This is a genomic window from Nocardioides sp. URHA0020 (assembly GCF_000620705.1).
GTDB lineage: Bacteria > Actinomycetota > Actinomycetes > Propionibacteriales > Nocardioidaceae > Nocardioides.
This window is the reverse complement of the sequence record NZ_KK211171.1, coordinates 72374-85569: the sequence shown is the minus strand read 5'-3', so window position 1 is coordinate 85569 and position 13196 is coordinate 72374. Positions and strand designations below refer to the sequence as shown.

Here is a 13196-nt window from a genome sequence, read left to right as displayed (position 1 = left end):
TGAGAATCAAGCCGAGGAGCCGAGAGATGCGCATCGGTGAGCTCGCGGAGCGGGCCGGCGTCAGCGTGCGGTCGCTGCGCTACTACGAGGAGCAGGGCCTCCTGGAGTCCGAGCGGACCGCGGGCGGACACCGGGAGTACCGGGAGTCCGACGTGACGCGTGTGCGCTTCATGCAGATGCTGTACGCAGCGGGCATGCCCAGCCGCCGGATCATCGAGCTCCTGCCCTTCCTCGACACCGGGGTCGCCACGCCGACGATGCTCGACCACTTCGACCAGGAGGGCGATCGCATCCGACGCCAGATCGAGGCCCTCACCGCTACCCAGCATCGCCTCGCGCGGCTCCGCGACATCGCGGCGGAGTCAGTCGCGGGACGGCCGCCGGACGAGTGTCGCTCGTCAGCGAACGCAGCCACCGCCTGACGGCCAGGATCCTTCCCCCGCCGTTCAGCATCACGACCTCGTCGAACGCACCGCGGGGTGGTCCCGCCGGATCGGGGTACGAGGCACCCGTGGACACCGACGCGACCGACCACTTCGTGCACGTGCGCGGAGCCAACGAGCACAACCTGCGCAACGTCGACGTCGACCTCCCGCGCGACGCCATGGTCGCGTTCACCGGGGTGTCCGGCTCCGGGAAGTCCTCGCTCGCCTTCGGCACGCTGTACGCCGAGGCCCAGCGCCGCTACTTCGAGTCGGTCGCGCCGTACGCCCGCCGCCTACTGCAGCAGGTCGGCGCTCCGCACGTGCAGGAGATCACCGGCCTGCCGCCAGCGGTGGCGCTGCAGCAACGTCGGGGAGCGCCCACCTCGCGCTCGTCGGTGGGCACCATCACCACGCTGTCGAACCTGCTGCGGATGCTCTACTCGCGTGCGGGCGACTACCCCGACGGCGTCGACCACCTCGCGGCCGAGGCCTTCTCACCCAACACCGTGGCCGGCGCCTGCCCACGCTGCCACGGTCTGGGTGTCGTGCACGACGTCACCGAGGACCTGCTCGTCCCGGACCCGTCGCTGAGCATCCGTGAGGGCGCGATCGCGGCCTGGCCGGGAGCGTGGCAGGGCGCCAACCTGCGGAGCATCGTGACCGGGCTCGGGATCGACATCGACCGGCCGTGGAGCAGGCTGAGCAGGAAGGACCGTGACTGGCTGCTCTTCACCGACGAGCAGCCCTCCGTGCTCATCAAGCCCGAGCGCGACCGCATTGACTACGGCTACTACGGGAAGTTCTGGAGCGCCCGCAAGCACGTCATGCACGTGCTTGCCGACTCGAAGAGCGAGCGGATGCGCGAGCGGGCGCTGCGGTTCGTCGAGGACGCGCCCTGCCCGGACTGCCACGGCAGCGGGCTGCGGCCGGAGGCCCTCGCGGTGACCTTCGCGGGGCTCTCGATCGCCGAGGTCAACCGCCTTCCGTTCGCCGAGCTCGTCGCGCTGCTGCGCCCGGTCGCGGAGCTGCCCGCAGGAGCCAACGAGGTCGCGGTCCGGATCTGCGCCGACCTGATCGCGCGCGTCGAGGTGCTCCTCGACCTGGGTCTCGGGTACCTCAGCCTGGGGCGCAGCTCGACGACCCTGTCACCCGGCGAGGCGCAGCGCCTGCGCATCGCGACGCAGCTGAGGTCGGGCCTGTTCGGCGTCGTCTACGTCCTCGACGAGCCCTCCGCCGGGCTGCACCCGGCCGACGCCGAGCCGCTGCTCGACGTGCTGGACCGACTGAAGGCGGCCGGCAACTCGCTCTTCGTCGTGGAGCACGACCTCGACGTCGTACGACGCGCGGACTGGGTCGTCGACATCGGTCCCGGGGCGGGGGAGGCCGGCGGCCGCGTGCTCTACAGCGGCCCGGTCGCGGGGCTGGAGGACGTCGTCGAGTCCGCCACCAGCGCCTACCTGTTCGGACGGGCCGAGCGGCTGGAGCACGACGTCCGCGCGCCGCAGGGCTGGGTGGAGCTGCGCGGGGTCTCGCGCCACAACCTGCACGACCTGTCCGTCGACATCCCGCTGTGCGTGCTGACCGCCGTCACCGGTGTGTCCGGCTCCGGCAAGTCGACGCTGGTCAGCCAGGTGCTCGCCGAGGACGTGAGCGCGCTCGAGTCGTTCGACCGGCTGGTGCTGGTCGACCAGCGACCGATCGGCCGGACGCCCCGGTCCAACCTCGCGACCTACACCGGGATGTTCGACGCCGTCCGCAGGCTGTACGCCGCGACCGAGCAGGCGCAGGCCCGTGGGTACGGCGCCGGGCGCTTCTCCTTCAACGTCGCCGAGGGTCGCTGCGAGACGTGCCAGGGCGAGGGCTTCGTCGCCGTCGAGCTGCTCTTCCTGCCCGGCAGCTACGCACCGTGCCCGGCCTGCCACGGCGCCCGGTACAACCCCGAGACGCTCGAGATCTCCTACCGCGGCAAGAACGTCGCCGAGGTCCTCGCCCTCTCCGTCGACGACGCCGCGACCTTCCTCGCCGACGTGCCCGCGGCGTCACGCGGCCTGGAGACGCTGCGTGACGTGGGGCTGGGCTACCTGCGGCTGGGGCAGCCGGCGACCGAGCTCAGCGGCGGTGAGGCCCAGCGCATTAAGCTCGCCACCGAGCTGCAGCGTGCCCGTCGCGGCCATGCGCTCTACCTCCTCGACGAGCCGACCTCCGGGCTGCACCCCGCGGACACGGCGCTCCTGCTGCGCCAGCTCCACCGGCTCGTCGACGCCGGCAACACCGTGGTCCTCGTCGAGCACGACCTCGACGCGATCGCCACCTCCGACTGGGTGATCGACCTGGGCCCGGGCGGCGGCGACGCCGGGGGTCGGGTGGTCGCGACCGGCACGCCGGTCGAGGTGGCGCGGGCCGAGGGGAGCGCGACCGCGCCGTACCTCGCGCGCCGCCTCGACCGGGCCGACCGCGACGCCGGCACCGCGACCGGCCGGTCTAGACCGATCGGGTCACTTCGCGGCGAACGGCTCCCCAGCGCGCCAAGTCGCTGATCCGGAGGCCTGCCGGGCCCTAGATTGACCGGGTCGCGCGGCTCGCTCTCGCGTGGCACCACCCTCCGGTCGGAGCCGAAGCATGACCGAAAAGACCATGGTGGCGGGCGTGAAGCCGGCCAGTCCGCAGCACAGCAGGCGCGCCGGCCGCCGGGCCGTGTCCTCGACCGCGACGCCGCGCGTCACGGGGCCCGTCGTCGTCGCCCTCGGCTCGGCCGACCTGCACCTCGCGCGCCGCTTCACGTTCGGCGTCACCCCCAAGCTGGCCGGCCAGGTCAAGAGCGCCCGCTACCAGAGGCTGCGGACCCGGAAGGGCAAGCCCGCGAGGTACAAGTACACCCACGGCCCGGCCTGGATCCGCCAGCAGCTCGCGCCGTCCTCGATCGCCGACCCGACCGGCGACCTGATCAACAAGACGTGGTTCCCGCACCTGCGGCTCACCCCGCGCCAGCTGTGGGCCCTCGACCAGCGCCAGGACGACGCGGGCGTCTACATCGGCGACGTGATGACCGAGCTCAGCCGCTGGACGGTGTCGCGACGGGTGCACAGCAGCCGCCAGCTGCACGAGGTGATGGTGGACTTCTGGTCCAACCTGCTGCACGTGCCGCTCTACGCCGGCGAGTCCCAGTTCTGGCGGGTCGCCTACGACCAGATGATCCGCAAGTACGCGCTGAGCAGCTTCGAGGACCTGCTCCAGCACGCGATCACCCACCCGGCCATGGGGCTCAACCTCGGCAACGCCTACTCCAGCGCCGACAACCTCAACGAGAACCTCGGACGTGAGCTCCTCGAGCTGCACACGGTCGGCGTGGGCGCGCAGTACACCCAGGACGACGTGGTCACCTCGGCCCGGATCATCACCGGCTACCGGGTCGACGTGTACGACGACTTCAGCCACGCCTACGACCGGGGATCGCACGCCACCGGCAAGGTGCGTCTGGTCGCCGACCCGGTCCGGCACCCCGACGTCGTCTTCTCCCGCACCCTGAGCAACAAGACCGACGCCGCCGCCCAGGCCGACACCGCGGCGTACCTGAAGTACCTCGCCCACCACCCGACCACCGCGAAGCGGATCGCGCGCCGACTCTGCGTGAAGTTCGTCCGCGACGACCCGTCGCCCGCGCTGGTCAACGCGGTCGCCGCGGCGTGGACCGCCAACAGGACCGCCATCAAGCCGACGCTGCTGGCGATGGTCGCGCACCCGCACTTCGCCCCGGCCCGCGGGCTGAAGGTCCGCACGCCGCTCGAGGACTACGTCGCCACGATCCGCGGGCTCGGCATCACCCTGCACAAGCCCGGCTCGCCCTCCGACTACGACGGGGAGGGCGACGGGGTGGCCCACGCCTACGACTTCGTCAACGCGATGCACGACCAGTACAGCGAGCTCGGACAGGCGCCGTACGACTGGCCCGCTCCCAACGGCTTCCCCGAGGTCGGGGCCGCCTGGGCGAGCGCCGGCAGGGTCCTGACCGCCTTCGACACCCATGCCGACGTGGCGACCGGGACCTGGCCGCCGCACCAGGGCGCGTCGTGGCTCAAGGACTCCTCGCTGCTGCCGAAGCTGCCCGCGACGCTGCAGACCGTCATCGACACGGTCGCGCTGCGGGTCGTCGGCCAGAGGCCGGGGACCCGGGTCAGCGCCGCCATCGCCGGCCTGCTCGGCAAGAGGCTGAGCGACACGATCCGCACGGACCCGACGTACGACAGCGACTACGACCGAGATCCCACGCTCGCGACAGCCATCGCGATCGCCCTGCTCGACTCTCCCCTCCACCTGCACCGGTGAACGCCATGGATGCACCACGCCCCACCCGGCACCGGCCCGTGGCCGACTGCGGCTGCCCCGACTACGAGGGCTTCCGGCTCAGCCGGCGCCGGCTCCTCGGCGCGATGGCGGCCGGCGGCGCTCTCGCCGCGGTCGGCACGTACGGCGACGCCTACCGCCAGGTCACCTACGGTGCCGAGCCGGGCGGCAACGTCGTGGTGGTGCTGTCCATGCGCGGCGGCGCCGACGGCCTCTCGATCGTGGTGCCGCGCAGCGACGAGTACGACCTGCTCACCGGCTACCGACCCACCATCGCCGTGCCCGAGGGCCAGCTCTGGGGCAACGACGCGCGCTTCGGCTTCCACCCGGCGCTGAAGGCCGGTCTCGAGGGCATGTGGAACGACGGGTCGTTCGGCGCGGTCCACGCGGTGGGGCTGCCGCACTCCAACATGAGCCACTTCGACGCGATGGTCGAGATCGAGGAGGCCACGCCGGGCTCCGACCTGCGCGTGGGCTGGATCAACCGGATGGTCGGCATCAACCCCGCCAACGGGCCGGAGACCGCGGTCGAGATCGGCAGCGCGATGCTGCCGACGTCGCTGCAGGGACCGGCCGGCGCCCTGGGTGCGTACGGCGTGTCCGACCTCAGCGTGCGCTCGTTGGGCACCGCCGGAGCGCGGGACAAGGCGCTCAAGGACATGTGGGGCCCCGAGACCCGGCTGCTGGGCGGCAGCGTCCGGACCGCGATGACGGCCCTGGACCGGTTCGCGCCCCTGGTGGCGGCGGCCGAGGCCGACCCCTCCGAGGTGCACCGCGACGCCTACCCCAGCTATGCCGGGTACGACGACTACGGTCCGCTCCGCGACGTGCTGGCCAACACCGCCGCGCTGATCCGCGCCGACCTGGGCACCTCGATGGTCACCATCGACTACGGCGACTGGGACATGCACGTCGGCCTGACCGACGGCTCGCTCGACCCGGCGACCGACTGGATGGCCGCCCAGCTCGAGCACCTCGGTGGGTCGCTCAAGGCCTTCTTCGCCGACCTCGGCACCCACGCCGACCGGGTCACCGTCGTCACCATGAGCGAGTTCGGACGCCGCGTCGACGAGAACGGCGACAAGGGTCTGGACCACGGCTACGGCAACGTGATGCTGATGCTCGGGGCAGGGGTCGCCGGGGGACAGGTGCACGGCAGCTGGCCGGGACTCGCCACGCTGGACGACGACAACAACCTGGTCGCGGACAAGGACTTCCGCAACGTGCTGTGGGAGATCACCTCCGACCGGCTGGCGATCTCCGAGTCCGACCGGACCACGGTCTTCCCGGGTCTCGGCCCCGTCACCCCGATCGGCCTCATGTCCTGACGCCGACGATCCGGCGGGCCAGGTCGACCCAGCCGGCGTACACCCGCTCGAGCGGGAAGCCCTCGACGGTGACCTGCTGGTCGAGGATCAGCGCCTCCAGCGGCGCGAGCAGGGCCACTGCGAGCAGCGGCAGGTCCCCGGTGACGCCGAGCTCGTGCAGCAGGTAGTGCACGTGCCTGGTCGCGAACGAGTACGCGGCGAACGACCGGCTGCCGCCCGCCCGCCCGGCCGCCCGGATCAGCTCGGCGTGCACCAGGGTCGTCTCCAGCCGGGACCGGCCGAAGGCCAGCAACCGCTCCCACGGCTCGGCCCCCGGACCGAGCGGGGCCGGTCCGGACATCACCGCGCCCTGCCACTCGCTCTCCGAGTAGTTCAGGACCGCCGCCATCAGACCCTCGCGGGACTCGAACCGACGGAAGACCGTCCCCTTGCCGACCCCGGCCGCGGCCGCCACCGCGTCCATGGTGACTCCCGGGGCGCCGTGCTGGTGGACGAGCCGTCGGGCCGCCTCGAGCAGCAGCTCACGGTTGCGCGCCGCGTCGCGTCGCTCCGGCGGGGGAGCGTCGACGAGGGGGAGCAGGCGTGGCCCCGGCAGCATCTCGGACATGTCGCGTTCACTGTAGGAGCCGGTGTGACGTAGCGCTCGTGAATCCCGGGGGTCCCCGCGGGAATGGAACCGGACCGCGGTCCGTTTGTCCGGACATGACTCAGACCACCATCGCCGTGCTCGTCGGCAGCATCCGCAGCGACTCCGTCAACCGCAAGCTGGCCGAGGTGCTGCGCGACCAGGCCGCCGACGACGTCAGCATCCAGATCATCGACGGACTGGGCGAGGTGCCCTTCTACAACCAGGACGTCGACAACGCCACGGACCTCCCGGCCGCGGCCGCCCGGCTGCGCGAGCAGGTCGCCGGCGCGGACCGGGTCCTGGCCGTCACCCCCGAGTACAACGGCCGGATGCCCGCCGTCCTCAGCAATGCGATCGACTGGCTCTCGCGCCCGTACGGCGCCGGCGCGCTGGTCGGCAAGCCGTTCGGCGTCATCGGCGCCACCCCCACGCCGTACGGCGGCAAGTGGGCGCACGCCGACGCCGTCCGCTCGGCCGGCATCGCCGGTGCGACGGTCGTCGAGGACGTCACCGTCTCGCAGTCCGCGCTCGAGGTCGACGTGCTCACCGACCCGGAGGTGCTGGCCCGTCTGGGCCGTGCCGTCCAGGTGCTGGCCGAGTACGACCGCGAGTCCGCTGCCGCCTGAGGCCGACCCACCGGGCGCGCTAGCGTCGGGTCGTGGCCGCACTCCATGACCTGACCGCGCTCGAGCAGGGCGACCTGGTGCGACGCCGTGAGGTGTCGCCCCTCGAGCTCACCGAGCACTACCTCGAACGCGCCGACCGGCTCGACTCGGTCGGCGCGTTCGTCACGCTCACCCCCGAGCGGGCGCGGGAGCGCGCGGCGGGGCTCGAGCGCGTCGCCGCGGACGGCCCGCTGTACGGCGTACCCACCGCCATCAAGGACCTCAACCTCACCGCCGGCGTGCGCACCACCTTCGGCTCGGCGGCCTTCGCCGACTTCGTGCCCGACGTCTCCGACGGCGTCACCCTCTCGCTGGAGGCCGCAGGCCTGGTGAGCCTCGGCAAGACGAACGCGCCCGAGTTCGGCTCGCCCTGCTACACCGAGCCCGACGTCGCGCCGCCGGCCGTGACGCCGTGGGACCGGACCCGCACGGCGGGCGGGTCGTCGGGCGGCGCGGCCGCCGCGGTCGCCGCCGGGCTGGTGCCGCTGGCCCAGGGCTCCGACGGTGGTGGCTCGATCCGGATCCCGGCCTCCTGCTGCGGCCTGGTCGGCCTGAAGCCATCGCGCGGGCGGATCAGCGGACACCCCGTGTACGGCGACCCGGTGGGCCTGGCGACGCCCGGACCGATCGCCCGCACGGTCGCCGACGCGGCGGCGATGCTGGACGTGCTCGCCGGTCGTCGGGTGGGGGACCCGTCCTGGGCGCCACCGCCGTCCGAGACCTTCCTGGCTGCGGCCCGGCGCGACCCGGGACGGCTCCGAATCGCTCGCTTCATCACGCCGGTCATCACCGACACCGTCGTCGACCCCGCGTGCGTGCAGGCCTGGGAGGACGCGTCGAGGCTGCTCGAGTCGCTCGGTCACGACGTCGAGGACGTGCCGGTGCCGCTGCCCCCCGAGGCCGTCCCCGTCTTCGAGACCTGCTGGGCGGTGCTGACCGCGCTGTCCGTCGTACCTCCGGAGCGGGAGCACCTGCTCCGACCGCTCACCCGCTGGCTGACGGCCAAGGGCAACGCCGTGAGCGGACCCGAGCTCGGGCTCGCGATCGGAGCGGTGCGACGGTTCGCGGCGGGCGCGCTCACCGCGCTCGCGCCGTACGACGCGGTCCTGACGCCCACCCTGGCGACCCCTCCGGTGCTGGTCGGCGCGATGCGCGACGACGCCGACCCGCAGGCCGACTTCGACGCCCAGAAGGCCTTCACGCCCTGGACCTCGGCCTGGAACGTGACCGGCATGCCGGCCGTCTCGCTGCCGCTGCACTGGACGCCGGACGGGCTGCCGGTCGGCGTGATGCTCGCGGCCCGGCCGGCCGAGGAGGAGCTGCTCCTGGCCCTCGCGGCGCAGGTCGAGGCGGCCGCACCGTGGGCCGCTCGACGGCCGCCGGGATGGTGACCCTGCAGCACACGGCGCTGCTCTCCGCCGACGACCGCCCGTCCGCGAGGCGTCAGCCCTGGGGCCGCCCGAGCGTGGGTAGCGTGAGGGCATGAGCAGACCAGTGATCGTCGTCGTGGGTGCCGGTCCCGGGGTGAGCGGCTCGGTGGCTCGTCGCTTCGCGCGTGAGGGGTACGACGTCGGCCTGCTCGGCGTCGACGCGGAGCAGCTCGGAGCGCTCGGCGACGAGCTCCAGGAAGCGGGCGCCAACGGGCAGGCCGCGGTCGTCGACGTCACCGACGTCGAGGCGACGACCGACGTGATCTCCGCGATGGGGGAGGTCTTCGAGCGCATCGACGTGCTGCACTTCAACCCCAGCGCCTTCCGTGAGAAGGACCCGCTCGGCCTCTCCGTCGACGAGCTCCTGGAGGACGTCGCCCTCGGCGTGGGAGCCCTCCTCACCAGCGTCCAGGCGGCGGTGCCCTTCATGTCCGCCGGTGGCCGGATCACGGTCACCGGCAGCATGGCCGCCGACCAGCCGTCGCACCGGGCGGCGTCGCTCGGCATCCAGAAGGCCGGCGTGCGCAACCTGGTGCACAGCCTCGACGCGGCCCTGGAGCCGGACGGGATCCGGGCGGTGTCGGTGACGGTGCGAGGCACCCTGGGCCGCACCGGGCCGTTCACCCCCGACCGCGTCGCCGAGGCGATCTGGGCTGCGGCCCACCAGGACGAGGCTGGGTGGCAGAGCGAGGTGCCCTACTCGGGATGAGTCCTCGCTCCCGCAGGGCCCGCGTCGAGGACGTCCACGAGGTCGCCCTGGCGATGCCGCACGTCGAGGTCGCCCACGGCTCGCAGGAGAACCCCGTCTACCAGGTCGGCAAGAAGTCGTTCGTCTTCTTCCGCACGCCGCGGCCCGACGCGTTCGACCCGGAGACGGGGGAGCGCTACGACGACGTGATCGTCTTCTGGGTCGACCCCGTCGACAAGGACGCGATGGTGCTCGACGAGTCGACGCCGTACTTCACGACCCCGCACTTCGACGGCCACCCCTCGGTGCTGCTGCGCGCCAGCCGGATCGGGGAGCTGACGCGCGACGAGATCGCCGAGGTGGTGCAGGACGCGTGGCTCTCCCGCGCGTCGAGGCGGCGCGCTGCCGACTGGCTCGCCGCGCATCCGCCACACTGACGCGCGTGTACTCCCGGTGGCTGGCCCTCACGGCGCTGTCGTACGCCGTGCTCCACCACCTCGGACTCCTGCCCGACGGCCTCGGCGCCGCCCCCGACGACACCCGCTGGGGCGACTGGCTCGACCTGCTCCTGCCGTGGCTGGTCCTGGCACCGGCAGCGCTCACCGTGCGTGCCGCCCGAGGCGACGAGCGCACGTGGTGGATCCTCGGCGCCGGCGCGCTGGCGTACGCCTCCGGGCACGGCATCCACCTCGCCGGCAACTCCGTCGGCAACGCCCATCCCAGCGACACCGCACACCTGTGGGACGAGCTCGTCGGCCACGCGATCTGGTACGCCGGCGTCGCCCTCGTCGTCGTGGCCCTGGCCCGCACGATGGCCGGCCGGGCGCGGCCGGGCGTCGTCGGCTACGTCCTGGCCGTGGCGGTGGGTCTCACCTGGGCGAGCAACGCGGTCGGCGGCAACACCGAAGTGCTGGCCATCGCGGTCGCCGTGGTCGCGTGCGCCTTCGGCTGGCGGCACCGCGACGACCTGCGGGTCGTCCTGCTGGTCGGCTTCGCGCCGGTGGTCCCGGCCCTGCTGATCTCTTGGCTGCTGTCCAGCTGACCGGGGCTCAGTCGTCGCCGATGCCTCGCGCGTGCAGCGCGTCACCGGTCTCCTGCGCCCGGGCGACGACGCGGATCACGAACGGCGTCAGGAAGGCACGCGGGTGCCGGACGCCGCGGGCGCGGGCCGCGTCACGGGTCTCGACCGCGAGCGCGACCGTGCCCGGCAGCGCCTGGATCGCCAGACCGATGGTCAGCGCGACCCGCTCCGGGTCGACACCCACGTGCCGCAGGGGCGTGATCCACCGGATGAACGAGTCGAGCATCGCGTTGACCGGCGACGTCGAGCTCACGACGATCGCGGCGAGGGCGAGCGCGACCAGGTCGACCAGGGTCTCGGTCGCCTTGGCCGGCCCGTAGAGCAGCCACTGGATGCCGGCGAAGATGACCGCTGCGACGAGCGCCGGCCGCAGTGAGCGCAGCAGCAGACCGAGGTCGATCCGGGCAACGGCCGCGGCGAGGACGGCGATCGCGAGGAAGACGAACGCCGCCTCGACGCTGCGCACCAGCACCACGCTGAGGCTGAAGGCCGCGAGCCCGCCGACCTTCGCGCCGATCCACGCGCGGTGCAGCGGCGAGGTGCCGGGCTGGTAGACGCCGAAGAGGTACGACGGGTTCACAGCGGCACGGTGGAGAGGTAGTCGGCGACGGCAGCCTCGGCCGGGCCGTCGAAGCGCACCCGTGCGTCCTCGACGACGAGGACCCGGTCGCACCGTCGGGCCAGGTCGAGGTCGTGCGTGACGACCACCAGCTGCTGGGGGAGCGTGAAGAGGGTCTCGGTCACCCGCCGGGTGTTGGCCAGGTCGAGCAGCGTCGTCGGCTCGTCGGCCACCAGGATCGACGGATCGGTGGCGAGCACACCGGCCAGCGCCAGCAGCTGACGCTGGCCGCCCGAGAGGCTGTGCACGCTGAGCGTCGCCTGTGCCCCGAGGCCGAAGCGGTCGAGCACGGCGAGCGCCTGGCGGTGCCGCTCGCCCGCGTCCCGGACCGAGCGCCGCAGGGACAGCTCGACGTCCTCGACACAGGTCGGCATGACCAGCTGGGCGGCCGGATCGGTGAAGCAGAAGCCGACCCGCCGCCGTACGGCGGCTCCGTCGCGCGCGACGTCGAGGCCGTCGACCAGGACCCGACCGCTCGTCGGGGTGACGAGGCCGTTGACCAGCCGGACCAGCGTCGACTTCCCCGAGCCGTTGGCGCCGATCAGGCCGATCCGCTGCTCGGTCAGGCGCAGCGTGGTCGGCTCCAGGATGACCGTGTCGCCGTCGGCGCCGGGTGCGGCGACGGACGCCGCCTCCAGCTCGATCGTCGCCACGGGTGGAGTATGGCTCAGCGTCGTGCGAGCAGGCGCGGGAAGGCCCGGTGCACCTCGGCGGCCACCAGTGCGACGACGAGCGACTTGATGATGTCGCCGACCCAGAAGGGCGCGTCGAACTTGATCGCCTGGCTGAGGCTGACGTCGAGGAAGTGCATCATCCAGAGCGTGCCGCAGACGTGGTTGAGCACCGTGCCGGCCATCGCGGCGATGAAGACGAAGGCGGCGCGGGTGCGCAACCCGCCGAGGACGTACTTGACGAGGTAGCCCGCGAGCAGCGCCGCGAAGGGGAACGACAGCAGGTATCCCGCGGAGACCCCGGAGAACGGCGCCAGCCCGCCGCTGTGGCCGGAGAAGACCGGGAGACCGATCGCCCCGAGCACCAGGTAGACGCTGACCGCGAGGAAGCCGCGGACCGGGCCGAGGACGCAGCCGGCGAGCAGCACGCCGAAGGTCTGCAGGGTGATGTCGACCCCGGCGCCCCCGACGGGGATCCCGCCGATGACGGTGAGGGCGGCGATCAGCGCCGCGAAGGCAGCGATCAGCGCGATGTCGGTGGTGGTCGACCGCTGCGGCGCGGGCCGCGCGTCGGTCGTGGAGGGGGCGGGGGTCTCGGACATCGTCATGCTCGGTTCCTTCGGACGGACCTGAACGGTGTTCAGGTGAACGCCGTTCAGGTTAGGGTTCGATCCGAACCCGGTCAATCGTGACCGACGAGTAGTCCCCCGGGAAGGGGCGTGACGTGCGCTACCACCGCGACGACATCGTCGACCGCGCCCTGGTCGTGCTCGACACCTACGGGCTCGCCGACCTGACGATGCGCCGGCTGGGCAGTGAGCTCGGGGTCCAGCCGAGCGCGCTCTACCACCACTTCCCCAACAAGCAGCAGCTGCTCGCGGCCGTCGCCGACGAGGTCCTCGCCCGTGGCCGACGCCGGTCCGGTGAGCGGCCCGCGGCGTGGGACGCCCGGGCCGAGGCCGTCTGCAGCGAGCTGCGCGACGCGATGCTCGCCTACCGCGACGGGGCCGAGCTGGTCGCGACCGTCCGCTCCTTCGGGCTCGGGGCCGCGACGCCGTACGACGAGCTCGCCGCCGCCCTGGCCGATGGCGGGCTGGGACCCCTGCTGGTGCCGACGGCCGCGCGCACGGTGCTGCACTTCGTCTTCGGCCACGCGCTCGACGAGCAGACCCACCTCCAGGCCGGTTCGGTCGGCGCCATCGACGAGGAGCCGCGTGCCGACTCGGACTTCGCCCTCGGTCTCGGGATCGTGCTCGACGGGATCCGGCTGCTCGCAGGCGCCCGGTCGGGGCGAACCGTTACCTAGAAACCCTGCGCGGT

14 protein-coding genes are annotated in these 13196 nt (G+C 72.8%); 10 read left to right on the top strand and 4 right to left on the bottom strand.

Going from position 1 to position 13196, the window contains the following annotated elements:
* Positions 1-26: 26 nt before the first annotated feature.
* From N542_RS0119865 to N542_RS25765, 4 genes are all read left to right on the top strand, one after another.
* Complete coding sequence (locus N542_RS0119865; RefSeq protein ID WP_028645424.1) at positions 27-422, top strand: MerR family transcriptional regulator; 396 nt, start codon at positions 27-29, stop codon at positions 420-422.
* Between the two features lie 89 nt (positions 423-511).
* The gene (locus N542_RS25770; protein ID WP_081795390.1) at positions 512-2962 is read left to right on the top strand and encodes an ATP-binding cassette domain-containing protein; all 2451 of its coding nucleotides are present in this window, start codon (positions 512-514) and stop codon (positions 2960-2962) included.
* An 82-nt stretch (positions 2963-3044) separates the two neighbouring features.
* On the top strand, positions 3045-4748 hold the full coding sequence (locus tag N542_RS0119855; RefSeq protein WP_081795388.1) for a DUF1800 domain-containing protein: 1704 nt from the start codon (positions 3045-3047) through the stop codon (positions 4746-4748).
* A 5-nt stretch (positions 4749-4753) separates the two neighbouring features.
* Entirely contained in the window at positions 4754-6094 is a 1341-nt protein-coding gene (locus N542_RS25765; protein ID WP_155993245.1) for a DUF1501 domain-containing protein, read from the top strand.
* On the opposite strand, the gene N542_RS0119845 is transcribed toward N542_RS25765, so the two are convergent.
* Positions 6084-6701 (bottom strand): TetR/AcrR family transcriptional regulator, encoded by a 618-nt coding sequence (locus N542_RS0119845; protein WP_197026037.1) that lies wholly within the window; start codon positions 6699-6701, stop codon positions 6084-6086. The two genes, N542_RS25765 and N542_RS0119845, sit on opposite strands and share 11 nt — an antisense overlap.
* A 95-nt stretch (positions 6702-6796) precedes the next feature.
* On the opposite strand from N542_RS0119845, the gene N542_RS0119840 reads away from it, so the two are divergent.
* The 5 genes from N542_RS0119840 (at position 6797) to N542_RS0119820 (ending at position 10547) form a co-directional block, all read left to right on the top strand.
* On the top strand, positions 6797-7348 hold the full coding sequence (locus N542_RS0119840) for an NAD(P)H-dependent oxidoreductase (RefSeq protein ID WP_028645421.1): 552 nt from the start codon (positions 6797-6799) through the stop codon (positions 7346-7348).
* A gap of 32 nt (positions 7349-7380) precedes the next feature.
* Entirely contained in the window at positions 7381-8778 is a 1398-nt protein-coding gene (locus N542_RS0119835) for an amidase (RefSeq protein WP_028645420.1), read from the top strand.
* Positions 8779-8869: 91 nt separating this feature from the next.
* Positions 8870-9526: an SDR family oxidoreductase gene (locus tag N542_RS0119830; protein WP_028645419.1), complete on the top strand. Its 657-nt coding sequence runs from the start codon at positions 8870-8872 to the stop codon at positions 9524-9526.
* A complete protein-coding gene (locus N542_RS0119825) occupies positions 9523-9942 on the top strand; it encodes an MmcQ/YjbR family DNA-binding protein (protein WP_028645418.1) in 420 nt (139 codons plus the stop codon). Before N542_RS0119830 ends, N542_RS0119825 begins: the two co-directional genes overlap by 4 nt.
* Before the next feature lie 5 nt (positions 9943-9947).
* A complete protein-coding gene (locus N542_RS0119820; RefSeq protein WP_028645417.1) occupies positions 9948-10547 on the top strand; it encodes a hypothetical protein in 600 nt (199 codons plus the stop codon).
* Between the two features lie 7 nt (positions 10548-10554).
* On the opposite strand, the gene N542_RS0119815 is transcribed toward N542_RS0119820, so the two are convergent.
* The 3 genes from N542_RS0119815 to N542_RS0119805 are packed head-to-tail and all read right to left on the bottom strand — an operon-like array spanning position 10555 to position 12484.
* Complete coding sequence (locus N542_RS0119815) at positions 10555-11166, bottom strand: energy-coupling factor transporter transmembrane component T family protein (RefSeq protein WP_028645416.1); 612 nt, start codon at positions 11164-11166, stop codon at positions 10555-10557.
* Positions 11163-11858 carry an energy-coupling factor ABC transporter ATP-binding protein gene (locus N542_RS0119810; protein ID WP_028645415.1) on the bottom strand — a complete coding sequence of 232 codons (696 nt, stop codon included), beginning with the start codon at positions 11856-11858 and terminating at the stop codon, positions 11163-11165. Before N542_RS0119810 ends, N542_RS0119815 begins: the two co-directional genes overlap by 4 nt.
* A gap of 14 nt (positions 11859-11872) precedes the next feature.
* Positions 11873-12484: a biotin transporter BioY gene (locus tag N542_RS0119805; protein WP_051552120.1), complete on the bottom strand. Its 612-nt coding sequence runs from the start codon at positions 12482-12484 to the stop codon at positions 11873-11875.
* A 116-nt stretch (positions 12485-12600) separates the two neighbouring features.
* On the opposite strand from N542_RS0119805, the gene N542_RS0119800 reads away from it, so the two are divergent.
* On the top strand, positions 12601-13182 hold the full coding sequence (locus N542_RS0119800; protein WP_028645413.1) for a TetR/AcrR family transcriptional regulator C-terminal domain-containing protein: 582 nt from the start codon (positions 12601-12603) through the stop codon (positions 13180-13182).
* Positions 13183-13196 lie beyond the last annotated feature (14 nt).